The 26,220-nt window shown below is 69.1% G+C and carries 16 protein-coding genes; 7 read left to right on the forward strand and 9 right to left on the reverse strand.

What is annotated here, in order from left to right; genetic code table 11:
* Window position 1: 1 nt before the first annotated feature.
* The 5 genes from D7Y15_RS44025 (at window position 2) to D7Y15_RS01350 (ending at window position 6,088) form a co-directional block, all read left to right on the forward strand.
* Window positions 2–196, forward strand: coding sequence for a hypothetical protein (locus D7Y15_RS44025; protein ID WP_120594156.1), 195 nt, complete (start codon window positions 2–4; stop codon window positions 194–196).
* A complete protein-coding gene (locus D7Y15_RS01335) occupies window positions 165–1,775 on the forward strand; it encodes a hypothetical protein (RefSeq protein WP_121751457.1) in 1,611 nt (536 codons plus the stop codon). The genes D7Y15_RS44025 and D7Y15_RS01335 overlap by 32 nt, the downstream gene beginning before the upstream one ends.
* Window positions 1,772–3,934 (forward strand): hypothetical protein, encoded by a 2,163-nt coding sequence (locus D7Y15_RS01340; RefSeq protein WP_121751458.1) that lies wholly within the window; start codon window positions 1,772–1,774, stop codon window positions 3,932–3,934. Before D7Y15_RS01335 ends, D7Y15_RS01340 begins: the two co-directional genes overlap by 4 nt.
* Window positions 3,935–5,138: 1,204 nt before the next feature.
* Window positions 5,139–5,870 carry a hypothetical protein gene (locus D7Y15_RS01345; RefSeq protein ID WP_148712670.1) on the forward strand — a complete coding sequence of 244 codons (732 nt, stop codon included), beginning with the start codon at window positions 5,139–5,141 and terminating at the stop codon, window positions 5,868–5,870.
* Entirely contained in the window at window positions 5,867–6,088 is a 222-nt protein-coding gene (locus D7Y15_RS01350) for a hypothetical protein (RefSeq protein ID WP_139916135.1), read from the forward strand. Before D7Y15_RS01345 ends, D7Y15_RS01350 begins: the two co-directional genes overlap by 4 nt.
* A gap of 208 nt (window positions 6,089–6,296) precedes the next feature.
* On the opposite strand, the gene D7Y15_RS46510 is transcribed toward D7Y15_RS01350, so the two are convergent.
* From D7Y15_RS46510 to D7Y15_RS01380, 5 genes are read right to left on the reverse strand one after another with little or no spacing between them, the layout of a single operon-like run.
* On the reverse strand, window positions 6,297–7,811 hold the full coding sequence (locus tag D7Y15_RS46510; protein ID WP_148712671.1) for an SUMF1/EgtB/PvdO family nonheme iron enzyme: 1,515 nt from the start codon (window positions 7,809–7,811) through the stop codon (window positions 6,297–6,299).
* Window positions 7,811–8,581 (reverse strand): hypothetical protein, encoded by a 771-nt coding sequence (locus tag D7Y15_RS46515; RefSeq protein WP_148712672.1) that lies wholly within the window; start codon window positions 8,579–8,581, stop codon window positions 7,811–7,813. Before D7Y15_RS46515 ends, D7Y15_RS46510 begins: the two co-directional genes overlap by 1 nt.
* Before the next feature lie 15 nt (window positions 8,582–8,596).
* Window positions 8,597–9,121, reverse strand: a complete 525-nt coding sequence (locus D7Y15_RS01365) for a hypothetical protein (RefSeq protein WP_120574515.1) — start codon at window positions 9,119–9,121, stop codon at window positions 8,597–8,599.
* A 12-nt stretch (window positions 9,122–9,133) separates the two neighbouring features.
* Window positions 9,134–17,146: a hypothetical protein gene (locus tag D7Y15_RS01370; RefSeq protein ID WP_158628983.1), complete on the reverse strand. Its 8,013-nt coding sequence runs from the start codon at window positions 17,144–17,146 to the stop codon at window positions 9,134–9,136.
* 31 nt (window positions 17,147–17,177) lie between these two features.
* Window positions 17,178–19,526 carry an AAA family ATPase gene (locus D7Y15_RS01380; RefSeq protein ID WP_158628984.1) on the reverse strand — a complete coding sequence of 783 codons (2,349 nt, stop codon included), beginning with the start codon at window positions 19,524–19,526 and terminating at the stop codon, window positions 17,178–17,180.
* A gap of 146 nt (window positions 19,527–19,672) precedes the next feature.
* Here D7Y15_RS01380 and D7Y15_RS01385 point away from each other — a divergent pair, with 146 nt between their 5' ends.
* Both D7Y15_RS01385 and D7Y15_RS01390 read left to right on the forward strand, forming a co-directional pair.
* Window positions 19,673–20,173: a flavin reductase family protein gene (locus D7Y15_RS01385; RefSeq protein ID WP_120574519.1), complete on the forward strand. Its 501-nt coding sequence runs from the start codon at window positions 19,673–19,675 to the stop codon at window positions 20,171–20,173.
* A 46-nt stretch (window positions 20,174–20,219) separates the two neighbouring features.
* Window positions 20,220–20,804, forward strand: a complete 585-nt coding sequence (locus D7Y15_RS01390; RefSeq protein WP_120574520.1) for a superoxide dismutase — start codon at window positions 20,220–20,222, stop codon at window positions 20,802–20,804.
* Window positions 20,805–20,876: 72 nt separating this feature from the next.
* Here the strand turns inward: D7Y15_RS01390 and D7Y15_RS01395 are convergent, their stop codons facing one another.
* The 4 genes from D7Y15_RS01395 to D7Y15_RS01410 all read right to left on the reverse strand — a co-directional run bounded on the left by D7Y15_RS01395 (window position 20,877) and on the right by D7Y15_RS01410 (window position 25,747).
* Complete coding sequence (locus D7Y15_RS01395) at window positions 20,877–21,086, reverse strand: hypothetical protein (protein WP_120574521.1); 210 nt, start codon at window positions 21,084–21,086, stop codon at window positions 20,877–20,879.
* A gap of 45 nt (window positions 21,087–21,131) precedes the next feature.
* The gene (locus tag D7Y15_RS01400; protein ID WP_121751465.1) at window positions 21,132–23,855 is read right to left on the reverse strand and encodes a serine/threonine-protein kinase; all 2,724 of its coding nucleotides are present in this window, start codon (window positions 23,853–23,855) and stop codon (window positions 21,132–21,134) included.
* Between the two features lie 30 nt (window positions 23,856–23,885).
* Complete coding sequence (locus D7Y15_RS01405) at window positions 23,886–24,848, reverse strand: SMP-30/gluconolactonase/LRE family protein (RefSeq protein WP_121751466.1); 963 nt, start codon at window positions 24,846–24,848, stop codon at window positions 23,886–23,888.
* Between the two features lie 77 nt (window positions 24,849–24,925).
* Entirely contained in the window at window positions 24,926–25,747 is an 822-nt protein-coding gene (locus D7Y15_RS01410; protein WP_158628985.1) for a sigma-70 family RNA polymerase sigma factor, read from the reverse strand.
* Window positions 25,748–26,220: the final 473 nt, after the last annotated feature.

The following is a 26,220-nucleotide window of genomic DNA, read 5'->3' on the forward strand; positions in this document are numbered from 1 at the left end:
GATGAAGGCTCCTGACTGGAAGCCATTGGAAGCATCGGTGCTGCGCGAGCGGCTGGAGGAGGTGAAGGCCCTGCTGCTCCAGGCGGCGGCGGTGGGCGTGGCCCAGGACGCCGAGCGGCTGGAGAAGCTGATGGAGCTGGAACAACGCACCCGGGAGGACGCGCGTGGCCGAGTTCAACGACGCCGCTATCGCTGAGCTCCACGGCGCGCTGGAGGCCTGCTGCGAGGACCTGGCGAAGGCATTGGAGGATGCGGAAGGCACGGACGCCACCGGCACGGACGCCGGGGCCGGGCCCGCGTGGCGGCCGCTGTTGATTGGCGTGCCGCCGGGGTTGGAGCAGCTGGTGGGCATCATCAAGCCGCCGCTGCAGATCATCATCGCGGTGCTCCAGTTCGTGCAGGCGCTGCTCCAGGCGCTGGCGGCCATCCTCCTGGGCCTGCCGGATCCGTTCCGGGCGCTCATCCTCGCGGCCTACGAGCTTCTCAAGGACATCATCAACGACCTGCTCAACGCGGGCGCGTACCTCTACGCGGACGCACCGGGCATCGGGCCCACGGAGACGAACCTGGCGGAGACGGGCTTCATCCCGAACATCCCCAAGGACTTCAAGGCGGGCTTCGCGCTGGAGCGCCCGCCGGTGACGCCGGACGGCTTCGCGCGCTGGGCGGGGCGGTTCGTCGCGTCCTTCGATGATCCGGGGGATGACTCGCGCCCGACGGTGACGGACGGCGCGCCGGTGCAGGCGGTGTTCATCGTGATGGCGGCGCCGTCGCTGGATGCGCTCCGGCAGGCGCTGTACCTGCTGGGCAAGCTGCTCAACATCAGCGCGTTCAAGAAGGCGTTCGAGAAGTACCCGAAGGGCGCGCTGGATCCACGCCGAAGCCGGGCGCGCGGAAGGTCGGTGAAGCCGGACTGGAAGTCCGCGCGCATGCGCGACCTGTTCCCGGACCTGGAGAAGCTGCTCATCCTCCCGGAGGCGCTGAGGGCGCTGCTCCTGTCGGTGGACAACCTGGCGACGCTTCTGCGGAGTCTCGCCGCCGCGATGCAGGACAAGGTGCAGGTGTTGATGAAGCTGGCGCAGGCGGTGCAGGCCATCATCGACCTGCTGAACGCGCTCAAGTCCGCGGGCATGTACGCGCTGCCGGTGTCCACGACGGGCGGAGTGGCGGGGCTGAAGCAGGCCTTCCTCACGGCGACGAACAGGCCCCCGGGAGGCTACGTGGGAGGCATCTGTCTGCTGGCGGCGGGGCCCAACCTGGCGAAGGCCGCGATGCTCTGGGAGCTGCTGGGCCTGTCGTCCGCGATGGAGCTGGCGTCGGGAGACCTCACACTCCAGGACGTGAAGAAGGCCCTGCTGGAGAGCGAGGCCGCGCAGGTGCTGGAGGCGAGCGGGGACGAGGTGAAGGACGCCTGGGGCAACCTGAAGACGAAGGCCCAGAAGCAGGCGGACAAGTTCGTGAACGCTGTGGAGAAGGCGCCCGAGCGGTTCGTGAGGGCGGTGGGGCGCACGCCAGATGAACTGAAGGCCGCTGCCGAGCGGAGCCGCGCCGCGCTGGTGGAAGTGCTGGACCAGTCGAAGGAGCACGTGGAGGAACAGAAGGAGATCCTGCAGGGCATGGCGTCCACGAAGCACGCCCAGCGCAGGGGAGGGCGTTCGCTGGCGATCGGCTTCGGAGGTCCGGGCGCGTCCGAACGTCCGCCGAGTCCGCAGCCCCCCTCGGCTGACACATCCACGCCGCCACCGAACACGCCAAAGAAGGGAACCGGCCCGTGAGCGCGGTGACACGCCTGAGCGCGGAGCTGGACGGCTGGACAGCGGCCTGGAAGCAGCTGGAGGCGTTCCTGGACCGAATGGACGGCGTGGCGGATCAGGACGCGCCGCACGTCCAGACGGTGTGCGCGCTCCTGCCCGTGTTCAACGTCATCGAGCGGGCCCGTCGTCGCGCGGTGGGCATCGCGCTAGCGCCAGCCCTGGCCGCCGCGCCCCGGGGCGAAGGACTGCCGAATGTGTCCGCCGGTTCGCTCGTGGGGAGTGAGAGCCGGCTGCCGGGCGTGGAGGAGCTGGAGTTCGCGGTGGGCACCATCGGAGCGGATGGAGACGGAAAGCTCACGGGAGCGGCGTTGCTCGCGGGAACGGTGACGCTGTTCGCCTTCCGCGACGAGAAGCACGGCGGCGAGGTGGCGGTGCGGGTGCCCACGTATGACTTCGGGCCCCTGTCGACGAGCGGCACCGTGGAGGACGCCATCGACGCGGGGCTCTTCACCACGGACCAGCGGAAGGATGCGGCGGAGAGCGGCGTCGCGGAGCTGGGGACCTGGACGGGCCTGCGCACCACGAGGCGGGCGGAGTTGAAGACGACATCGGAGACGGTGTCCCTGAGCAACGTGCTGGATGGGCTGAGCATCTCGTCGGCATCCAGCGCCTTCGACCCGGTGGCGTCCGGGGCCTCGACCCGCCAGAGCGAGTGCCTGTCGGACCGGAACGTGCTGCTCCAGGCGAAGGCCACGCTGGAGGAGCAGGGCGCGGCCCCGGAGCTGACGGATGCGCTCCAACGCGCGGCGGATTCACTTCAGGCATCGGCGACGGACTACGGCGCGGTGGCCACGGCGCTCCAGCCGCCACGCACCGTGATTGCGTCCGTGCCGGGGCTGGCATCGTTGAAGACCACGCTGCGGAGGGCGGATTCACCGGGCATCCCCGGCCAGCTGTCCAACGAGCTGACGACGTTGGACATCGAGGCAGGGAAGGGAATGGACGAGGCGGTGGCGTCGCGGCTGGCATATCCGGACGGGTCGCTGCGGATGCTCCGGACGCTGGAGTGGTCGCTGCGCTTCCACTGGGTGTTCCGTCAGCGATGGTTCGACGTGCGCAACCGGGCTGCGCTGGCACCGCTGCTGAAGCTCGTGCTGAAGCCATTCTGCGACAGCCTGACGCGAGTGCTCGCGGGACAGTCCACGGGAATCCCGCTGGTGGGACCGGTGGCCCTGGTGAAGGACACGCTCACGCAGGCGACGGCGTTGTCGGTGACGCCTACGGTGGACCTGGGACAAGTGCAGCCGGGACATGTGGCGAACGTGGGAGGGGACCGGCCCACGCTGGCGCTGGTGCTGGGCTGGGAGGTGAAAGGAGCCGAGAAGCGGCTGATCATCGCGCCGCTGAATGTGTCCATCGCGACGGATGCGAAGCTGCCCGGAGTCGCCGGAATGGTGAGGGGCGGGTCGCCCGTGAGTGGAAGCGCGGTGTCCATCTCCACGCAGGAGTTGATGGATGGACACGCGGCGGCGGGTCCGCAGGCGGACGGGGTGGTGCAGGAGATCATCGCCCTGGGCGCGAAGCTGAACCTGATCCTGGGGCAGGGCGGCGGCGCGCTGGGTCTGGTGCCGTCATCGGTGGCCGCGCCGTATCCAGGCCAGACGTTCAAGTTGCTGCCGCCGGTGGAGGTCGGCGCGACGCGACTGTTCCTGGATGGCAGCCCGCTGACGAGCACATCTGGCTCGAGCAAACCGGTGCAGGTCGCAAGGCCGGGGGAGCTGTTGCTCGTGCGCGGAGCGGACGACGAAGGGACGTGGTGGCAGGGAGTGGCCACCGTGGACACGGTGGACGTGCGCACGGGCGCGGCGGCCCGAGCGGACGACGAGGTGACAACGACGCCCACGCCGCTGTGCTGCGAGGACGACGAGGAGGTCGTGGTCATCACGCTGCGCGATCTGCAGATGCCCAAGGCGCTGGTGCGCGACGTGACGCTGCGGCGCGACTTCAAGGGCTTCGGAGGCCCGAGTCTCGCCACGGGAGTCATGCTCCCCATCGAGCTGGATTCAGGCACAGCGAACATCACGGTGCAGGACGGCGGCGTGACGAAGACGGTGTTGAGGGACCCGGAGTTGAGAGCCGCGACCACGGTCCTCAAGTCCTGGCTGGGAGTGCCGACATGAGCGAAGCCAGAGACGACCTCTTCGCGGTGGCCGCGCTGCTCGCGGAATTGGACCGGGTGCTCCATCCCCTGGAGCGGGGGGAGCGCGGAGAGTTCAAGGTGGATCCACCGCTGCCACCGTCCCTGCCAACGCCGGGTGCGCGGAGGCGGGAAGGGGAGCCAGGCCGCGCGGTGAAGACCGCCTCGCCATCGACAGGCCCCAGGTCCATGGGGCTCACGGAACCTGACAACGCGACGCCACCCGTGCTCAAGCGTCATGAGCGGGTCGGAGTCCCGGCCGTAACGGAACCCAGCGCACCCATCCGCCGTCGTGTTCCCCGACCTGTCGGTACGTCGGCACAGCTCCAGGAACCACGGCCACCGGTCGAACCCGTGAACCGAAGCCCAGATGGGCAACTGCCTTCCTCGCTCGCGCTCCCCGTTGTCCCCAGCGCCCCAGAGTTCCAGACGGAGGTCGCGGAGCCACGACCACTTCGGCCTCGCACCGCGGGCGGGGATGTCACTTCACAACGAAGCGACCGGCCCGAACCTGAAAGCCAGAAGGCCCCTGAGGTCCCTCTCGCCGTCGAAACACGCGTGAAGGCTCCAAGTCCGCGAAGGAGTCGGGTGCCGAGACCCGCTGTGGAGAGAAGCGCCGAACCCCCACGGATCCGCGCACGGGTCCCGGAGTCTCCAACACGCCGCCATCGCGTCGCGCGCGCCACCACCCAAGCGCCACCACAGGCGCTCCCAGTGGAGCAAAGAGAGACGTCCCCACGGGCATCGCCACGGAGGAGACGGACACCCCGAGCCCTGGATCGACTGCCGGCACCGGACACACGAAGGGCCCCACCGTTCCATGAGGAACTCGGGCCACGTCGTCATGACAGACCTGAGCCACGGACTCCGCATCCATCTCAATCGGAGGAACGGGGCGAATCCATCCTCTCCCCATCACGGGCCACGAGGCACACCACACCAGGCCCGGTGCACATCGAAGTGAAGACGTTGCTTCCTCCGCCGCGAGTCCAGGCACCGCCACGACCCGAAGTCCCTGATGAAGAGCCCGTGTGGGAAGAAGCCCCGGGACACGAACTGGAACCCAGCACACGGGCCTTCTTCATGAACGGTCGCCGACTCACGGCGAGGGACGCTGAAGCGCTCCATCAAGCAGAACAGCGACTGCGGCGCCGGATGGTCGGCCGTTCGCTGTGGAGGAGGCGAGGATGAACGCACTTCCTCCAAGACAGCGATTGGGCCACCTGCTGCGCTCCCTCGCGAAACAGCTTCCGGACCAGCTCGACGGCCTGTTGGAGAACGCCCGGTTCCGGGAGGGCGCCTCGGCGCTCCAACGACTGGCGGATCCGGCGCACGTGGAGAAGGCCCTGGAACGGATGTCGCCAGAAGAAGCCGGCTGGCTCGCGGACCTGCTCACAGAGCGCTGGTCCTGGATCGCGGACGTCCAACTGGAGCCCGAAGTGGCCATCGTCGCGCCAGACGAACTCTGGCTGGGCGCGGAACCCATCCGCGTGCCGTTGTCGCTCGCGGCGGTGGGGCTGGACGAAGGGCTCGAGGCGGTCTGGGAAGGCGCGGTCCTCCCAGGTCCACCCGCGGCCAGTGCCACGCTCCTGGCGAGACCTCCCGAAGGCAAGGCCCCCGGAGTCGCCCGGGTCCGGGCCCAGGTCCGAGCGAGCGTGAAGGGTCAGCGCTGCGTGCTCATCGCGCAGGCGCAGGTCACATTGAGGCGCCCGTCGGTGGTGGTGAGCGACGACCGGCGCAGGCTGCTGGTCCAGGACCACACGGGACGCCCGGCCGTGGGCTGCCGTCTGGAGATTGGCCCGGACGTGCACCTCACTGGCGCAGGAGGCCTGGTGGACCTGGAAGTCCCAGCGCAGCCCGGTGTGTCGCTCAAGCTGGAAGGCATCCCCGCCGGACGCATTCCCGGAGGCAACCCATGAAGACAATGACGTCCCAGACGCGGAAGACACCCGACCGCAAGCCCGCCATGAACAAGGCCATCGCGCCGTCGCAGCAGCCCAAGACGGACACAGCCAGGGCCCAACTGGGAACCGCGGCCAAGGGGCCCACGATGAAGGCTGCGGCCGGCGGCAGCTTCAAGGCGAAGAGCGCCCCCCGAGTCACGGCGAACCCCAACATCCGGATGCCAAAGAAGTAGCCCGCCCGACTCGACGGACGAGGACAGTGGCCGGTGGCTCCACGGGGAACGGGCCCCGGGCCTGCGGCCTCGGGAAACCTGTCCGACAGTCGGACAGGTTTGAGGCGCTTTGCTCCCGGAGGTGGCGGCCAGCCTGAAACTTCTCGCCATCCCAGGGGGCCCAGCTTCGTGCGCGGCAGTCCCGGCGTCCTCGCACTGCCAGTCAGCTTCAGGAGGCCAGCACCCACCGCACGGCGCCCACCCCCGCCGACACCTCGCGGCGCGAAGCGCACAGCGGCTGTTCCCGTCCCCCGCACAGCAGTCCCGCCCGCGCCCACTGCGGAAGCGAAGCCACGAGCTTCTCCACGCCCCAGGGCGAAGCCCGAATAGCCCCGTCGTCCCGCATCGAATTACCCCAGGGGAACAGCCGCCCATCTGGCCCACGGGCCGCCATCTCCCATTCCTCGCTGGAGGGCAGCCGCAGCGCCACGCCTTCAATGCGTGACAGCGCCGAGCACAGCTCCTCTGCCTCCACGAGAGTGCACGGCAGTGGTTCCTCCGCGTCCGGCCCCGCGGTCCCCATCGGCCCCTGTGAAGCCGCCATCGCCCAGGCCGCCGCGGCCCGGCTCACGGGTACCCGAGCAACGAAGAACCCCGGAGAAATCACCCGCCGCAGCGTCGGCCCTGTCCCCAGCCAATGCTCCACCGGAGGCACCCAGCGCGCCTCCAACCCGGACCGGCGTAGCCTGTACGTGCCGTCCCGTTCCACCACTGCTTCGGGCAGTCCCACCGGGCGCGGCCCCAGATCCACCGGCGTCGTGAGCGCATGCAACAGCAGCGTGGGGTCGTCCCGAACATCCGCGGGGCCCGACAGCGCGCGCAGCAGCGGAGCCATCCGCTCGCGCTTCGGTGAGCCCTCTGGAGGCAGCGGTCGGCCCGCGAGCACATGGACCACCAGGTCCCGCAGGTTCGAATAGAACTGCCGGTCCCTCGGGTCCGCGCCCTCCCGCGTCGACGTAGGCATCCGAGCCTCGCGCAGCGCCGGCAGCACCTCCCTCGCCTGGAGCCGGGCCGCCGCCATCACCGCCGTCACCCGAACCTCCGCGTCCGCGTCCACCAGCGCGGAGCGCAGCACCGCGTCGACGTCCGGATTGGACGCCGCCTGATCATGGATGAGCCAGCGCAATACCTGCCGCCGCTGCTCCTCCCCTGGCAGGTGCGCGAACAGCACGGAGCGGTCCGGGTGCGCCTCCTTCTCCGCCTTCAACCGCGCGAACGCTTCCTCCGTCCCATCCGGCACCAGCGACGCCAGCACGCGCTCCGCGGTCCGAGACACGCTGAACTCCGGATGGAAGCGCAGCGCCGCCACGCGCTCCATCGACGAGCGCTCGCGCAGCGTCTCCGTGGCCAGTAACCCCAGCAACACTTCCCGCGTCTCCGACGAAGCCAGCAGCGCCGCGAGCGCCGGGGCCTCCATCACCGGCACCGCCTTGCGCACGGCCACCCATTCCCCCACGGCGTCAGGTCCGGAGAACTCCAGCACCCGAAGCCGGAGCACCGGGTTGAACGTGTAATGGATCGCCGAGTCCGTCCCGCGCTTCACGTACACCGCGAACTCCGGCTCGCCTGGGATGAGCGGAGGCGTCTGGCTTTCGGACTGGAGGAGCCAGCCCAGCGCGGACAGCACCCGGTCCATCGCCTCGAAAGAAACCTCAGGTCGGGCAACGAGAGCAGGGGAGCGCATCAGGTCGGTTTCACGAGTGCATGCAGCGACTCACCCACCCGCGCCACCGGCCGCCCCTCCACGCCCACGAAGTACGCGCGAGCCGCCCAAAGCAGGTCACTCCACGAGACCTGCTCCGCGGCCTTGATCTTCGGAAAGCCCTCCACGAAGGACTCCCACGCCGGCCGCACCGCTTCAGACGGTGCCCCGACCTTCATCGCCGTCGCCAGGTAGCGCACGAAGCCCTGGACGTTGAAGCCGAACTGCTCCCCGGGCGTGAGCGTCTCCGGAAGCTTCCCACCCCCCACCAGCTTCGCCGCCAGGTCCGGCTCCCCCAGACAGAGCGCCACCAGCCCGCAGCGATAGAGCAACACGTCATCCAGCTTCTTCACCTTCTTCGCCAGGGCCTCCAGCCACGCCTTCGCGGGCGAAGCCGTCACCATTCCCTGCGCGGCCCCGCACGCTTCCGCCGCGTTCACGAAGGACAGCACCTGGAGGGCGACTCGCGGCGGATCCACCGAATCGAAGAACCCCCCGGCCTGCTCGATTCCGGCCGCACACAGCGGCACCAGGGGCGCGGCCGCAGTGCGGGCCTCCTCGGCTCCCGTCAACACGATGAGCGACGCGAGCACATCCGCCAGCGTCCGCAGGTATTGAACGGGCGTGTTCGCCTTCGTCAGCGCGATGGGCGAGAAGCGCTTCATGAGCTCGCGCGCGTGGGTGTCCTCTCCCCACTCGGCGGAGAAGAGCCCGGCCCAGGTGCCTGGAACGTTCACGGGGATTCCAGCCATGTCACTCCGCCTCGTTCACGGCTGCTGCCGTTGCTGGAAGAGGGCCATGTGGTGCTTCCACAGGGCGCGGTGCGCATCTTTGACGGTCGTCGCGGCGCGCTGCAATCGCTCGAAGAGGCCACCGTCCTCCGCCTCCTCGCGCAGCTTCGAGACGAACTTCGTCTCCGTCTTCAGCCCCGCATCCTTGCTCCGCTGGAGCCGCGCCAGGTTGCCCGACTCCCAGGCCTCCAGGTCCAGTTCGCGCGCCAACGTCAGCAGCGTGTCCACCTCCGCCTCCGTGCGGGTGAAGCGCTCCAGGAACCGCTCCACCGTTCCGTATGTCTTCTTCTCCTCCGGCGCGCCGGCCTCGGTGAGCAACAGGCTCTTGGCCACGCCCACGTCCAGCCTGGGGATGCTCCGCAGGGGCGCATCACAGAAGGGACAGGCCGACGGTTCCTGGAGGACGGTCCGCCGGCCTCCGGTCAGGTCCACCCGGTTGTGGACGGTGAACGTGGAGCCGCACACGAAGCAGGTGACGGAGGTGGAAGGAGCGACGCGCATGTCGGAACCTCATCATGGAGGAGGCCAGCGGGGCGGCAAGAGATCGATGACGCGGCGGCCGAAGCTCTCCGCGTCCGTTTCAATGGGCTGCCGGAAGTACCGGGGGTCTCCCGGCCCGTAGTAGTGGCCGCCGGAGCCAGGCAGGTTGCGCCACCACCGGCGTGAGAACGGATGCGACTGTCGGCCTATCGAGTACTGGTAGGCCTGATACGCCTGATAGTAGTGACGCGACTCATGGACGGCGGTGCCCACCGCGTCGCCCACGTCCAGGTTCTCGTTGATGACGATGACGCCACGCCGGCTCACGGGCGCGAGCCGGCCCTGGTGCGTGACGTTGAAGTCCCATTCCATCCATCCGTAGTCCCCAGCCGGCAGGTTCTGGAACTGGACTTGTGGACGGCGCGACCGGGGGATGCCCATTGCGTCCATGGCCGCGCCCACCGACTTCTTGAGGGCCTGCTGCCGGTCCCGGAGCGACAGCGTGCCGAACGTCGAGGGGTCCAGCTCCGGGATGTCCTCCAGCCCCGCTTGCAGGTCCCGCATCTGCGCCAGCTCGAAGCGCTTGAACCGGCGGCTGCTCCAGCTGCGAGAGACGGTGATGTCGAAGTCCCCCCAGCCCAGCACGTTGCCGGTGGGACCTATCGTGCGAATGCGCTTCGCGGTCTCGAACGGTTCGATGATCCGGGCGATCTCCCCCGGCTTCACGTTCGGGTCCAGGCTGTGGATGAGCCCCTTCAGCTGCTTTGGATCGATGTTGTACTGGGCCAGCAGGCCTGGCTTGCGCTTCGTGCCCTTGAGCGCTGACTCCACCTTCTTCAGCACCTTCAGCGTGGCCCCGACGCGGCCCTTCTTCAGCTCGTCCCTGAAGGCAACCATCAGGGCATCGAGCTCCGCGCGGGGGGCCGAACCGTGGGGCATGACCTCCCGGACCAGCGACATCTTGCGCCACGCGTCCGCGATGCGTTCGACGCGGTCGACGAGCTCCCAGCCCGGCGGAGGCATGGGGGTGATGGGCCCCACGCGCAGCTCGATGGAGATCCGCCACTCGTCGATGGCCTTGGTCAGCGCCTCCAGGTGCGCCGGCCCCAGGCCTCTCGCCCGGGCCCAGGCCAGGTCCGACAGCTGCGCTTGCAGGTCGTCCAGGTTCTTGCGGAGGTTCTCTCCCACCGCAGTGAAGTCCTTGAGCCTGGGGGCGTGCTTGCCGCCCTTCACCTCGACCAGGTGGAGCTTCGCGCTCGTCGGATCCGCGGCGTGGTCGAACTCGACGATGATTTCATCGATGCCGCTGCCTTGCTCCGCGCCCCTGGGCTTGAAGTCCAGCCGCCGGAATCGCTCCGTCGGCCCCAGCCGTTCGCCGAGCAGCGCCTCCGTGAACGCCAGGGATTTCTGCTTCTCCACCACCTCGCCCGCCTCGGTGGTGATGAAGCCGCGCGGCTCCCAGCGGTTGCCGGAGCGCTTGGACAGGATGAGCTCGATGTATTCCGTCTCACCGCTGGCGCGCGTCACCTCCACCAGCTTGTAGTAGCGGAGCTCCTTGGGGCGGTACTTGACCTCCTGCCACGCGGGGCCGATCTGCGCCACCGTGTCCGACGGATCCAGCACCAGCGTGGTGCGCGCCCGCTGCGCGTCGGTGAACACCTGGCGCGGCGCGCTCTTGATGAACGGATCATCCAGCTCCGGCCCCCCCTTCGAGAACGGCCCCACCTCCGGGTGGTCGGCGTGGAGCACGGTGTTGGGCCACACGTCGTTGGGCCGGCCTGACTGCCGGATGACCGGCTCCGTGTCCGTCACGGTGAGCACCAGCGCCTTCTTCTTCCCACCTCCGCGCGTCGTGACCGCCGGCGGCTTCGTTTCCGGAACGACCACCTCCGGTGGCTTCGCCGGGGTGAATTCCATCTCCAGCTGCCTGGCCCCCTCCGCCTCCGGCGGAGGCACGGGCGGTTTCTTCTTGCTGAACAGCCGTGGAGGCTCATTCAGGTACTGCGGCTTCGAGCGCACGCCCTGGCCGAACTCCGCCATGTCCAGGGGCGTGAAGGCATCCACCTCCTTCATCCGCTGGCGCAGGTTCTCCAGCGTCTTCTTGCCCTGCCGGATGCGGCGGGTCGCCTCCTCCTGCTCCATGGACACGCCGCGCTTGCCCTCCAGCGACGTGAGCAGCGACTCCTGCGCGTCGATCTCCAGGAGCAGCTTCTTGCGATAGAGCTCGAACTGCTTCTCGATGGGCAGCTTGTCCCAGTTCCGCAGCGCCCGTTCGTCCAGGGCCTTGATCAGGTCGCGCGTCGCCTTGTCGTGGCGCTGGAGCAGGTGCAGGCCCTCCTCGCCCAGGTCGGACAGGTCCGCGCCCGCCTTGACGATGATGGTGGGCTTGCCGCGCCGGAACATCGTGACGGCCTGCGCGGACTTGCTGCCGGTGAGGGCTTCGAAGTCCGCCTCGGAGATCAGCTCGATGGGCGTGTTCGCGAACGCCTTTCGCTGCGCGGGCGGGATGTGCTCCAGCAGCTCCTTGCGCATGGCGCGCTGGAGCTGCTGCCGGTCGAAGTCGCCCGACATCTGCTTGAGCAGGCCCTCGTCGAACTCGCGCAGGAACTCCTTCATGTTCCCGGCGGGGTTCTCCGCCTTCCACTTCTTGAAGAGGGTCAGCCGCTCCTTGGGCGTGCCCCGGAAGTTGAGCAGGTCCTGGGTGCGCGGTGGCACGTGGGGCTTGGAGATGCCGCCCAGCGCGCCCAGCCCTCCGGCCATCACCGCGCCCGGCGCCGCCTGCAGGGCGGTGCCGGCCAGCACGTTGAAGAGCGCGTTGCCGCCCTTGTAGTTCGCGTCGTTGAGGACGTTGCCCAGGAACGCGGAGGGCACGGACTGCGCCAGGCCTTCCGCGCCCTGGGCCAGGCCGTGCGCCGTCATCCGCGCCAGCACGCCGCCTTCCTCCGCCATGCGCGCCAGGAACCCCAGCTTGAGCAGCTTCGTGCCCATGCCGGCGGTGGCCGCGGCGGTGAGGGCGTCCACCGCGCCCATGCCCGCGTCGGTGGCGGCCTCCTCCCAGCCGTAGGCGCTGCCCTTCATGGCGGCCTTGGTCAGCATCGTCACGGCGGCAGTCGCCACCGCAGTGCCCACCAGCACCGGCGTGCTGGCCATGAACGCGCCGAACGCGGCCCAGAACCCCGCGCCCGCGGGCGGGAAGAAGATGCTGACGATGACGCCGATGATGACCACCACCGCCATCACCACCGCGGTGAGGACCATCACCAGCCGGTCGGTGATGAAGTCCACCTGCTCGCGGTGCATCTGCACCGACTCGTCGGCGTAATCACCCTGGCGCTGCACGCGCTCGGACTTCTTCTCCCAGTCGTCCTGCCACTTGCGCAGCCCGTCGGCGGTGTAGTTCTTGTCCCCGGGCTTGGGGCGCATCCGCTCGTGCAGCTCCAGCGCGCTCACCTCCGCGTCGAGCGCGGACGCCTGGTCCAGCACCAGCTGGTACTCCGAGGACGCCAGGCTGTTGGTGGAGCTCGCCTCGAAGTGCACCCGGCGCCAGGCGCGGTCCGCCTTCTCACGGGGCGTGACGGGCTCGCCGTAGTCCACCATGTCGAGGATGTCGAAGGCCTCGCGTCCGCTCAGCTCCTCGTCGATGCGCGCGCGGAAGCGCTCGAAGGGCGTGTGCGTGTCGCCAGGGTCGGCGGGGTGGTCCTTGGCCCACTCCTCGGCCATGGCCTGGATCTCCGCCTTCGTCTTCCCGGCGAAGACCTCCTTGAGCGCGTCCTCGTCCGTGCCCACGCCCTGCACGGCGTACTGAACGACTTCCGCGTCGGTGAGGTAGCCCTTCTTCAGCATCGCCGCGACGGCGTCCCGGTCCGCGCCGGACGTGTCCATCAGGACGGCCTGCTCGAAGCTCGCCTGAAGGTGCGTGCCCTCCACGTAGGCGCTGTCGTACTCGGCCGCCAGCGCCTTCATGTTCGCCATGGCGTCGGCCTGGGCCTGGGCCTTCGCCTTGACGTCCACCTCCTTGTGTTCCTTCGCGATGCGGGCCTGGACCTTCTCCGGGCTCCACTTCTCCAGGAACTCGAGCTCGCTGATGCGGCCCTTGCGGCGGTCCTCCTCGGTGAGCGGGCCTTCGCTGGCGGGCTTGACCTTCGCCTCGTCCAGGCCGCGCTCGATGTCCATCCGCTCCTGGATGTCCAGGTAGCCGTCGCGGCGCGCGTCGGCGATCTGCCGCTTGCCCTGCGCGGACATGGCGTCGCGGATGACCTTGTCGTCCGCGTAGAAGACGCTGGTGTGCTCGATGCGGATGCGCGCGGCATCCACCTGGAGTCCCTTGTCGTCGCGCAGGCCCTCGATGAGCTTGAGGTCCTCGCCCTTCATCTCGTCGTGGAACGCGGCGCTGAGCGCGCTCTCGCCCGCGGTGCGCTGGGTCCAATCCGTGCCGTATTGCTGCTCATACGACGCGTCGATGGCCTGGTTGCGCTTGAGCAGCTCCGCGCGGAACGTCTGGGTGTCCCAGCCGTACTGCTGGGCGTCGGCCTCCGTCTCCTTGCGGATGCGGTCGTAGACGCCCTCCATGGCCTTGCGGTCGGTGCCCAGGCCGAAGAACCACCCGCCGCGCATGGCGCGGTCCATCTCGATGGCGCGCGCGTCCTCGGTGCGGCCCTCCACCAGGGCGTGCATCTCGTCCGCGTCGTGCGTCGTGCGCGCGCCGCTGCGCAGCTCGTCGTCCATCTGGGCGACGAGGTCCTTGCCGTACTTCAGCTGGTAGGCCTTCTTGATGGCTTCGATCTGCTCCGGCGTCTTGCCGCGAAGCAGGTTGAAGATGGCGTCCTCGTCCGTGCCCCAGCCGGTCCCGAGGAAGGTGCCCTCCATGGCGTCGTTCAGCTCGACGGCGGCGGCCTTGGAGGCGTTGCCGGAGAGCAGCGCCTCCGCCTTGTCCCAGTCGTGCGTGGTGGTGCTGAAGAAGTCGTCCAGCTCGCTCTTGAGCCGCTCGCGCAGGTTCTCGTTGTGCTCCTGCTGGTAGAGGAGCTCGATGTAGTGGCCCTGGAGCGGGTTGAGGTTGGCGAGCGCGTCGAAGATCTTCTTCTCGTCCGTGCCCCACTGGTCCACGCCCTCCCAGACCTTGAGGGAGATGTTGCGAGCGCGGTTGCTGAAGAGGGGCTCCTGCTGGTCGACGACGACCTTGAGCCGCTCCAGGTCGGTGGACGCGAGCAGCTCCTTCTCCAGGGCCTCCATGAGCGGCTTGCGGCGCTGGCCGATGATGCGCACGGCCAGTCCCTCCGCGAGCGCCTGCACCGCGTCCTTGCCACCCTTGCCGTAGTAGGAGAGCAGGATGGCCTTCTGCTCCTCGCTGAGGGCGTTGTTCCCCTTGATGGTCTCCTCGTCCAGCTCCTCGCCCTGGCGCAGGCGCACCTCCGCGAGGAACAGCATGTTCTGATCCAGCGACGTCTTGTTCTCCGCCGCGCGAGCGGTCTCCCAAGCGCGGCTCTCGTCGTGGGCGGCCGCCAGCCAGTCGATGATCCACCCGAGCAGCCGGTCCCAGAAGCCGCGCTCGTAGCCGATCTGCTTCGCGTGCCAATCGCGGATGACCTCCCGGGCCTCCTTGCCCGCGTCGCGCAGCTCCTGCTGATAGCGCTCCACGCTCTGGTCGATGTCGCGCTTCGCCTTCGCGACGACAGCGCCAATCTCCTTGCGGCGGTCGTCCATCCACTTCTTGGTGGGGCGGTACGCCTCCGTGGCGGCCTTGAGCTTCACCGGATCATCGCCGGCGTCCTTCTTGAGCTCCCACTCGTCCTGGAGCGCGGCGAGCTCGTAGGCGTGCATCTGGTCGCTCGCGGCCTTCACGAAGGCTTCCTTGAAGCGCTTGCCGTTCTGGTCGTACCGGACGACCCAGTTGCTCACCTTGGTGTCCACGGCTGCGATGAGTGCATCGCGCTTGCGCCGGGCCTCGGTCAGGTCGACGCCGCCCTTGATGGCGGCGGCCTTGGCCTCGGACTGCGCATCGAGCGACGCGCGCATGCGCGACAGGGAATCAGCGAACGACTTGCCGCCCTCCTCCAGGCTCTTCTTCGCGTCCTCGTGCGCCTTGCTGAGCGTGCCGGTGGTTGCGACGTGCGAGTCCACCAGTTGCTTGCGGCGGGCTTCCACCTTCGCGTCCAGGTCCTCCTTCTTGATCTGAGCGGCGTCCGCGACGCGCTGGAGCTCTGCGGCGAAGATGGGGCGTTCGGCGGCGATGAGAGCGATGCCCCAGGACGCATCCAGGCCGCCCGGGACATAGGCCTCGCGGGCCTTCTGGACGGAGGCGTCCGCGTACTTGTCCGGAGCGGCGAGCAGCCGAGCCAGCACGTCGCCAATGTCCACGCGAGCGAAGTCGGGGACGTTGATGGGCGCGGGGGCGGCCTGTTCGAGGACGGTGATGCCCTTCGCGGGTTCCTTGGGCTGGACCTTCGCCTTCTTCTGCTTGTCGGCCTCGGCGGTGATCTTCTTCTGGAGGCGCGTCCAGTCCTTGAGCTGCTCCGGGTCGGTGGGCTTGGGGCCGCCGGGCTTGTAGACGAGGTCGCCGAGCGGGCCCTTGATGAGCATGTGCCCGCCGTCGTCGCGCACGAGCTGCGCGCCAATCTCCGGCACGTGGCCCAGCGGGCTCTTCCGCAGGTCGGGGAGTTTGGCGTCCTTGACGTCCAGCTTCCGGTCGCACTTCGCATCCACCAGCGAAGAGGCCTTGCCGGTGGGATCATCCGGGATGGCTGGAAGGTCCTTCGGCTGCTTCGCCGGGGTGATGGCCTTCTTGCCTTCGTCCTCCAGTTGCTTGAGGCGCGCGGCGCGGACCGCGTTGGGGTCCACGGCGGCCTGGGTGATCTTGAACGTGTAGCGGGGCGCCGGAGGAAGCTGTGGCTCTGGCACCTGCGCCGTGCTGCTGGCGATGCGGCCCTTCCATGCGGCGACCGGATCCGCGTCCGCGCTCACCGCTGGCGCCGCGGGGATGGGCCCCGCCGTGACAGGTGCTGCCCGAGCAGGAGGCGGCGCGGGAAGGCTGGCGGGGGGCTCCACCGCCGCGACGGCACCCGTCGGATCCGGAGCGGTTTCGAGACCGTGCTTGATGCCTTGGACGCCCTGCGCATGGGCCGCGGCCAGCTCCTTCTGCCACTCCATCGCGGCCGGAGGCACGGGCACCCTGGGGCCTGTGTCGACCGCGGCATCCGTCTGGATGGGAGGAGGCTCCTGGGGCCCTGCGCCAGGGGAGGCCTGACGCACGACGATGTGGACATCGCTCTGGCTCGACAGCGCGGACACCAGCGTGTCGATGCGCGCGGCGTCGTCCATGCCGCCCGGAGCGGTCCCCGTGGGGATGGATGCCGGCGCGGGAGCTTGCTCAGGCGTTGCCACGTCGCCGCCCGCGCTGGGCGCTTCGACGGTGGTTGCTGCAATGGCATCAGGCGCTGGAGAAGTGCTGCCCCCGAGTCCCGCCGCCTCCGACTCCTCAGTGACCGTGGAGGGTTCGAGGTCTGAATCACGGGCCTCGGCGAGCCGCGCGGCGGTGTCTCCGAGCTGCTCAGCGGAGCCCAGAGGCAGGACGGCCATGCGCGCCGCATCACGCCGTCGAGCATCCTCCTCCTGCTGCGCGAGGGTCGCGGGCTGGGACGCGCCAGCCGCCTGCGCGAGCCCGGTGTTCGGCTGTGGCGCGAGCCCATGGATGCCCAGCTCCGCCTCGACGGCGCCGGGAGTGGAGAGCAGCGCGACCTCCGGCGGGTGGACCGGGCAAGGCTCGAAAAGATGCGAGCGCGGACCGCCCAGCATCCGCCACGCTGGGTCGCTCCACCGGCGCTCCATGTCGCGAGCGGCATCACGGAGCACAGGCCCGTGGAGAGCAGGGGCCGCGCCCTTCAGCGACGCGAGCCGCGCCGCCAGCTCACGCGCGGGATTGGACGAGGAAGGGCCCCGGGGAACGACACCCGGAGCACGAGGAAGGGCCGCGGAGGACGAGGGAGTGCGCCCGGAGTTCTTCCGGAGCATGGCCTTGGCGGAGGCCTTCGGGCCCTGGTCACGGATGCGCACGGTCCCCCCCGCACCATCAGCGCGAGGGACGCTAGGTCATCTCCACATCGAGGACCAGCGAGGCCCGGATGGGATGTCCATGACTGCTCCAGAAGCGATGGAGCAGGTCAAAGTCATAACTCTCCTGGACGCGAGGTGTGAGCTTGCGGCCATCCAGCTCGTGCGGGAGTCCACGTGAGAGCAACCCATGCAACACGCCAAGCAGCTCATGTTCCTCCTCCGCGCGGTGGGACCACGCGGAGACGATGAGCCCCAGCCGCAGCGCACCGTTCTGGGTGACAGCCAGCCGGTAGAGCGCGAGCGACACGGCGGGCCGCTTCCCCGCGAGCGCCTCCCGGGTGGGAGAGCCGTGGAGGATGTGGACCTCCTTGAGGAAGTGTTGTCTGAGCTGCGAGTCCAGTGCCTCCTGGAACACTTCCGCCACGCGACGAAGGCGTGTGCCCGCGTCCGAAGGAGCCTCCGCCTCCGGACGCCGCGAGAGCCGGCCCAGTTCATACAGCTCCAGTGCGACCGCGCGCTCCAGGTGCTCCTGAGACAGCGGAGCACCCGCCTGTTCGGCGAGGAAGATGGCCTTGAGCGCGGCGTTGCGGATGTCACCGCCCGCCAGCCGGTGCCGCTGCGCCAGGCCCGTCAGGTCGAGAGCCCCCGCGCGAGGCACGCCCTCCGGAAGCATCAGCTCCCAGATGCGGCGTCGCTCGTCGACCTCGGGGAAGGGGAACTCGATGCGCGCGTGGAAGCGGCGCAAGAAGGCTTCATCGATGGCCGTCTGAAGATTGGTGGCGAGGATGATCAGCCCGTCGTGACGTTCGATGCGCTGGAGGAGGAAGCCGACCTCCAGGTTGGCGAAGCGGTCATTGGCGTTGCTGACCTCCGTGCGCGCGGAGAACAGCGAGTCCGCCTCGTCGAAGAACAGCACGGCGCCGGAGCGCTCGCCGTGGGACAGCACTTCGTCGATGTTCTTCTCCGTCTCACCCACGTACTTGCTGACGAGCCGGGACAGGTCGATGACATACAGCGGCCGGCCCACCGCATGGGCAATGACCTCCGCCGCCAGGGTCTTTCCCGTGCCGGAGCGTCCGGAGAAAAGCGCCACCGGGCCCGTGTGCATCCGGAAGCGACGTGACAGGCCACGCTCTTCGGCGACGCGATCGCGCTGCGCCACGTAGAACAACAGGCGCTCCAACGCCGCGCGAGTGGTGTCACGCACCACGAGGTCCTCGAACGTTCGCGATGTCTCCAGCCGGTAGCCATGGCGCAAGGGCACCTGGACCAGCCGCGAGGCCGCGGCACGAAGCGCATCCACGTCACCGCCGGGAGCCGAGTCGAACACGCGGCGGATTTCCTGAACCCCGCCCCGAAAGCCAGACGCCAGCCGTCCCGCATCCGCCTCCGTCAATGACAGTCCCCGAACCCGTGCCTCCTCCATCCACAGGGTCCGCCGCTGGACGAAGCCTGGAGCGGGAGCCTCATGGTGCGGCACGGCGAAGGGTTGCGCGGAGTCCGCGAGTACCAGGGCCCGCCCGCCAAACCGTTGGCACAATCCAGACAGCGTCTCCGTGACGGAGAGTGCCAGCCCCCGCTCCCCACCGGACATGTCCACGGCCAGCATCGCGCCGCGCACCGACGCCAGACGCCACAGGGCCCGGGCCATGGAAACCGGCTCCGGAGCCCCAGCCCACCGAGCGACAACCAGCGGCACACCGGCTTCGTCAGCGAGGCTCATCGCCACGCCCAGTCGCTCCCCCTCGCCATGCACGACAGCGAACGTCCCGAGTGACGAAGAAGGCGGCACCTCCGGTCCATGCCATTCCAGCGAGAGCTCGCCCAGCACGGAGGGACGGGGCAGTTCCAGCAGGGCCTCGCGGACCTCCGGAGCCAGGTCCACGGGCCGGAGCATGGGAGGAAAAGCGCCAGCGCCCGTCTGCAACAATCCACCGCCCACCAGGAGTCCGCTGTCGGTCAGGGACGCCAGCAAGCGCTGCGCGCGAGCAGGCGTACGTCCCAGGACGGTGAGCAGCAATCGCTCCACGTTCCATCCCTGCGCGGTCTCGTCCTGGAGCACGGCGAACAGGCGCGAGTACCGGGGCTCCAGCCACGTCGCGAGCAGGAGCAACAGCGCCTCCTCCTCCACGGTGTCGACGCGAAGTGAAGCCCGCAGCCGCGCGAAGGGAAGGGGAGGCGAAGTCCCCAGGAGCGGCGTCTCCGCGAGCGCCGAGCTGAAGGCGAGCTCGGCGGTGGAAGGGCGCACGGTGGTGCGCACGGCATCCCAGCCATTCTCCTGTTCCCCCCGGAGCTTCGAAGCGCGGGCCTCCTCCAGGTCACACACCTGGACGAGCAGCGCATCCAGACGCCTCAGCGTCTCCCCCCACAACGGATCCATGGGCGCCTCCAGCCGGCCAGCATACGGAGGGCGGGTGGATCCGGCCATGGACGGGCCCGGAGGGCAGGTTCCACTGCGTTGGTATTCCGCCAATGGATTGGAGGAAGTGCTGACCGGGTGGCGGGGCGGGTGGTAGAGACCGGCACATGACTCAGAGTGGTACTGAAGGGGTGTCGGCCCTGGACTTCCGGGACGCGATGTCCCGGTGGGCGAGCGGGGTGGCGGTGGTCTCCGTCCGTGACGCGGACGGGATCGCGGCGACGACGGTCAGCTCCTTCAGCTCCCTCTCCCTGACGCCTCCGCTGATTGCCCTGGCGCTGCAGCAGTCCTCCCGCACGCTCAAGCGCGTGGAGGCCGCCCGCCGCTTCAGTGTGAGCGTGCTGTCCACCATCCAACGCGACGTGTCGGTCCGCTGCGCGAAGGGGGAGGCCGAAGGCCGGATGTTCGACGAAGGTGCCTTCGTGCAGGACAGCCTGGTGGGTCTGGCGTGCGCTCTGTTGGATGTGCACCGTTACGGCGATCACCTGTTGCTGGTGGGCCGTGTGGAGCGCATCCAGCGGGGAGTGGACGAAGAACCGTTGCTCTACTGGAACCGGGGGTATCGCGCGCTGACGGCGCACCCGGAGCCAGGGCCCGCCCCGAAGTAGCGAACGAGTAGCTGAAACCTCACTGAACCCGGAAAGGACGCACCCGATGCCCTTCACGCTGCCCGAGCTCCCGTACAAGAAGGACGCGCTGGCCCCTCACATGAGCCAGGAGACGCTGGAGTTCCACCACGACAAGCACCACGCCGCGTACGTCAACAAGCTCAACGAGCTGACCGCGGGCAAGCCCGAGGCCAGCAAGTCGCTGGAGGACGTCATCCTCAGCAGCGACGGCCCCGTGTTCAACAACGCGGCCCAGGTGTGGAACCACACCTTCTTCTGGAACTGCATGAAGCCGGCCGGCGGCGGCAAGCCGACGGGTGACATCGCGGCCGCCATCGACCGCGACTTCGGCTCCTACGACGAGTTCAAGAAGCAGTTCACCGAAGCCGCCATCACGCAGTTCGGCTCCGGCTGGGCCTGGCTGGTGAAGGACGGCAACAAGCTGTCCATCATGAAGACGTCCAACGCGGACCTGCCGCTGAAGCACGGCAAGAAGGCGCTGCTCACCATCGACGTCTGGGAGCACGCCTACTACATCGACTTCCGCAACCTGCGCCCCAAGTTCATCGAGACCTTCCTCAACAGCCTCGTGAACTGGGACTTCGTGAACGAGAACCTGAAGAACGCCTGATGTGAAGTGAAGTGACGGGAACCGCGCGGCCCGGCTCGGCACGGTCCGGAGCGGCGCGGTTCTCGGATGCGTTCAGCGCGGCTCGCACCAGTCAATGCGGCACTTGTCGAACTGGACGTAGCAGGCCTCTTCCTGCGCCGGAGTCGTCGCGTTGCGCATGCACCGGGCGCGCATGTCGATACAGTACGGACAGGGACCTGCCGCCTCGGCCTGGGTGTTGGTGAATCCCGCCGCGAATCCCAGACATGCCGCCATCGCCGCCAGCGCCATCTTGAGCTTCATCACGACCTCCGGTTGGGTTTGGACCGCAATGGAAGTCTAGCACCGTTATTGCGGGGAAGACCGGGCTCCCACCAATCCCTCCACCAGATACAGCCGGGAAAGCGCCTCGTTGTAGCTGTATGTGTAGAACTTTCCGTCCTCGGAGATCGCCATCGTCATCACGGAGATGAGGCCTGGCATGACGCCCCCCGCTGGAAGGGTCAGGTGTGGCGTGCTCGCGCCGGTCTTCACGTCGACCCTGGAGACGCGCACCGGGAGCGAGACGCTTCGCAGGTAGAGCGCCGTTCCGCTCGCGTCCCAGCCCGCCACCCATTGATCCGTGAACCGGCCGGGGACGGTGCCTTGCGCCTCACCCGTCTGGGAGAACAGGCGGAGGCTTCCCTCCGCGTCCACGGTCGCGAGGCGGAGGCCATCGGGTGAGATGACCGTGTGGAAGCCCGTGCCTTCCTCCGTGATGGGCCTGGGGGCTCCGGAGCCGGGTTCGAAGACCCAGAGCCGGGCAGGACGTCCCTCTTCGTGCGCGCGAAGGAGCAACCGCTTCCCATCCGGGAACCAGCGCGCCGTGAGCACCGTGGTGACAGGAGCGAGCGACAGCGACCGAGGCTCGCCCGCGCCCGTGGGCAGCAGCAGGAACTCCATCTGTTCGCCGTAGCGCACCAGCAGCACCTGCTTGCCGTCCGGAGACAGCGCCATGGGGATGCCGTCGCCCAGGCGGATCGGTGGTGCGCCATCGGAGGTGCGCAGATAGGCGCCGTAGGTGGGGCCCTCCACCTCCGCGCCCTCGGTGAAGAGGAAGGTCCGGCCATCGCGGGACATGTCCGTCATGAACGACGAGTCCGACCACGTCAGGTCCCGCTCCGTGCCCGCGTGCCCGAACGCCAGCCCCGTGCGGATCATCGGGTGATCCACCAGGACGGAGCCGTCCTGGGAGATGTCATGCAGCACCATCCGCCCGGCGATCCGATCCACCGGCCGCGTCGTGCCGCGCAGGTCGACCGCGAACAGCTCGGAGTCCGCGCCTGTACGCGAGGCGGTGAACCACACCTCGCTTCCATCGGGAGACCACGCCAGGCCCCGGATGCTCGCCCAGTCCGACGAAAGCTCGCGGGGCGGACCGTCCTTCTCCAGCACCCAGACCCCGCCCCGGTCGTCCTTGGGATGTGCATGGAACAGAAAGGCGATCCGCGCTCCGTCGGGGGAGACGCGTGCGTGGCTGATCCATCCCTGGGATTCGAAGCGCACCGTGCCGGGGGGCTGCTCCAGCCGGAAGTTCTCGCCCACGCGGCGCACCACCGCGAGCGGTCCATCCGCACGTCCCCAGTCCGCCTCCAGCACGCCATCGAGCACGGCCCGGGGCGCGCCGCCCGCGAGCGGCATCAAGCCGAGCGTCCCGCTGCCATGCTCGGCGTCGAAGAACCGGGGCTCGAGCAGCACCGCCAGCTCCCCCTTCGAGGACGCGGCGAGCACATCCGCGTGCTGCCCCAGCGGTTGTGACAGCGGACGCTCCGTGCGCGCGCTGTAGAGCTCCGCGGGTCCTCCCTCCCACGCCGCGCCATAGAGCAACGTGTGTCCGTCCGCGGAGAACCGGGCGTTGAGCACGTGGCCCCGGCGGAACGTGACGGGGCGGTACGTCGGGCGTGAGGACTGCGCCGTTGGCACCGCCGCAGTCGCCGGCCTGTGTCCGAACGCCAGGAAGCCACCCACGACAGACAGCAGCACGGCCGCCGCGGCCACCCACAGGGCAGGGCGTGGGAACACTCCGCGCCGCAAGGCCAGGGGCGCACCACGAGCCGCGATGGACTCCAGGGCGAAGGCCAGGTCCTGCGCGGACTGGAACCGTTCGCCTGGATCCTTCGCCAGACAGCGAGCAATCACCGTCCCCAGCTCTCCCGGCAGCACGGGAGGCGCATCGCGGAGCGCGGCGCTCATCCGCTCCACCGGGCTGTCACCGCCAAAGGGAGCACGGCCGCTCACGGCCTCGTAGAGCACCGCGCCGAGCGAGAACACATCCGCGCGAGCATCCACGCCCTGGCCGCGGATCTGCTCCGGAGCCATGTACCCGGCGGTGCCCACCACCGCGCCGCTCTGGGTGAGCGAGGCGTCCTCGATGCGCTCGGTGAGCCGGGCCAGCCCGAAGTCGAGGACCCGCGCGCTGCCGTTCGAGCACAGGAAGATGTTCGCGGGCTTGAGGTCGCGGTGGATGACGCCACGCGCGTGCGCGGCCGCGAGCCCCTGTGACAACTGGATGCCCAGCCGCAGCGCCTGCTCTGGTGGAAGCGGCCCACGCATCAGCCGCGCCCGCAGGGTGCCCCCCTCCAGCCACTCGGTGACGAGGTACGGCACGTCCTCGTGGGTCCCCACGTCGAACAGCGTGAGCAGGTGGGGATGGGACAGCGCGCCCGCCGCGCGGGCCTCCTGTCGGAAACGGGCCAGGCGCTCCGCGTCCTGCGCGAACCGGAGCGGGAGCACCTTCAAGGCCACGTCCCGTCCCAGCCGCCCATCGCGAGCCCGGTACACGTCCCCCATCGCGCCACTGCCCGCATGGGCGACGATGACGTACGGCCCCACCCGCTCCCCAGGAGCGAACGAGCGGGGCGGAGCCGCCTCCACGAACCGGCCCTCCGCGTGCCACGTCGCCGCGACGGCCGCGAGCAGCGACCCGCAGGAATCGCAGCGGGACAGGTGCGTCTCCGCGAGGGCGCGCTGCTCATGCGGCAGGCGGTCCTCCACGAAGGCGAGAATCGTTTCCTCGGAGGGACATCCCGACATGGTGGGACGCGACTCTAGGATTGTTCGCGCTCAGGGCAGAAGAGGAGGGACGGCGACCCGGTACGCGCGGAAGGGCAGGGCCGGGGTCCCCGGCGTGCCGAAGAAGAACCCCATCTGCGACTCCAGCACCCACGCGCCGTCCTTCGTGATCGCGGCGGCGGTCGGCTCCACGAAGCCGTTGGCGAGCACCTCCTTCGCGCCAGCGCCTTCACCCAGCGTCACCAGCGAAGCCCGCCCCACCGTGTTCTCCACGACGAACAGCCGGCCCGAATCCACCCACTCGACCCCGTCCGGCGTCTCCAGCGCCGGCGTCACCGGGATGTTCACGGGCGCCGCCGCGCTGCCATCCGGCTGGATATCGATGGAGAACAGCGCGCCCGTGTCGCTCTTCACGACGTAGAGCCGGTTCGCCCCGTCGTAGGCGATGCCGTTGAGCGTGATGAGGCCCGGCTCGGAGGGCTCGTACGCGGCATCCGAGGACCACGTGTCGAGCGCCGTCCCACCCACGGCCAGCCGGAAGACCGCGTTCCCGAACGAGTCCGTCACGTACACGTTGCCCGCGGCATCGACGGCGACGTCGTTGCAGAAGCTGACCTGGCTGGGCATGGCATGGCTGGCCTTCAGGGCACCCGTGGAGAGCGCATACCCGTTCAGGTACGAGGCCTGCGCGGGCAGCAGCAGGTCGTCGTAGGTGCAGGCCCAGAGCGTGTCGTGGGCCTCATCCACCTCGAGCCCGTAGACGCCGAATGAGGCCCGGCCCGGGATGAAGACCTCGGCCCCCAGCGAGCCCGGCTTGGCGCGCGCGATGGCGCCGGTGCCCAGGCTGCCCGCGTAGAGCGTGCCGTCCTTCGAGGCCGCGATGCCCTCTGGAAAGAAGGCCTCGCCGGGCCACTGCACCTCGGTGGGGATGGAGGGGGCATCGTCGGGGAACGGCTCGCAGGCGGAGACGGTGGCGGCGAGGGTGACGACGGACAGCCAGGAAGAGACGCGCATGGGGCTTTCCTCGGTGAGGCCCGGAAGGGGCCTTTCGACGCCCTGACACCGGCCGGGAAATCCCTTGCAGCGAAAGTTCAGCCCCCCGGACCGAGCAGCCGCGTCAGGCTGAGGTCCACCTGGCTCACGACCAGCGCCGCGATGCTGTCCACCGAGGACGCGCCCACCCCCAGGCGTTCGCACAGCCGCCGCGTCGTGGCCTCCGCCACCTGCTCCCGCGCGCGGCTGAGCCACCGCGACACCGTGGACATGTGGACGCGGTAGAGCGCCGCGATGGCGTCCAGCGACAGCGACTCCACGTGGTACAGGCGCATCAGCGTGCGGTCCCGGTCGGACAGCTCACCCAGCGCCGTGCGCACGGCCTCCGTGAAGGCCTCGCGGTACCGCGAGCGCAGGTGTTCGAGCTCTGGCCCCAGCTGCTCGCCGAACGCGGACTCGACGGAGTCCTGCGCGGCGGTGTCGGCCCGGGCTTCGGAGCGCTTGAGGTTGAGCGCGATGCGCAGCGCCGCCACCCGCACCCATCCGCCCAGCGCGCCGCCGCCGGTGAACTCCGAAATCTTCGGCTCACAGCCAGCGGCAGCCGTGAACAGCTTCTCCCGGAGCACCTGCCGCACCTCCGCGACGAAAGCGGGCGAGCGGTCCACGCCGGACACGAACGCGCCGACATCGCGCAGGTAGCCGTCCTCGAAGAACTGGAGCGCGGCGCGGTTGTGCCGCAGGCACCCGAAGGCCAGGTACAACTCCGAGAAGGCAGGCGAGGCCCCTTCGAGCGCCTCCAGCAGCCCCGTTGGAGACGTCAATCGCTCAGCGACGAACACCACGAAGGCGAGCGCCTCCAGCTCCAGTCCGGGCCAGCGCGACCGGGCGCGCTCGAGCGACGCGCGGAGCAGTTCCTCCAAGTGCGTGGGCTCCGGAAGTGAAGCGGGCGCGCGGCCAGGCGCCGCGAGAAAAGCGGAGGCCAGGGGGGTGGGAGCAGGGGACACATCCGGGACGCTAGCACCCCTACCGGGCGGAGGAATGTCGGGGGGCGGCTCGGCGGACCGCGTGACGCGCGCTTCGGTAATGCAAGGACATACGGCCGTGGAGTTGTTGCCTGCGAGGCTACAAACGCGGGACTGGCAGGCAACACAGGCGTCACTGGAAAGTTTCAGGAATTCAAGATCTTGCGCGCATTTCGCAAATAGTTTGTTGGTCTATTTAGACCTGATTGACAGGTTAAGTGACGATCAGTATGGATTGGCTTCACTGCCGCTTGGGGCGTCAGTGGGGTTGCCGTCGGGGAGGCTCGCGTGCCTGCGCTGTGGAGCTCATTGCCTGGGATGTCATTGGACAATCCCACTGCCTGGCGCTCACGCGGGGGGCTGCGATGACC

The organism is Corallococcus sp. AB030, assembly GCF_003668965.1.
Taxonomy (GTDB): Bacteria; Myxococcota; Myxococcia; order Myxococcales; family Myxococcaceae; genus Corallococcus; species Corallococcus exiguus.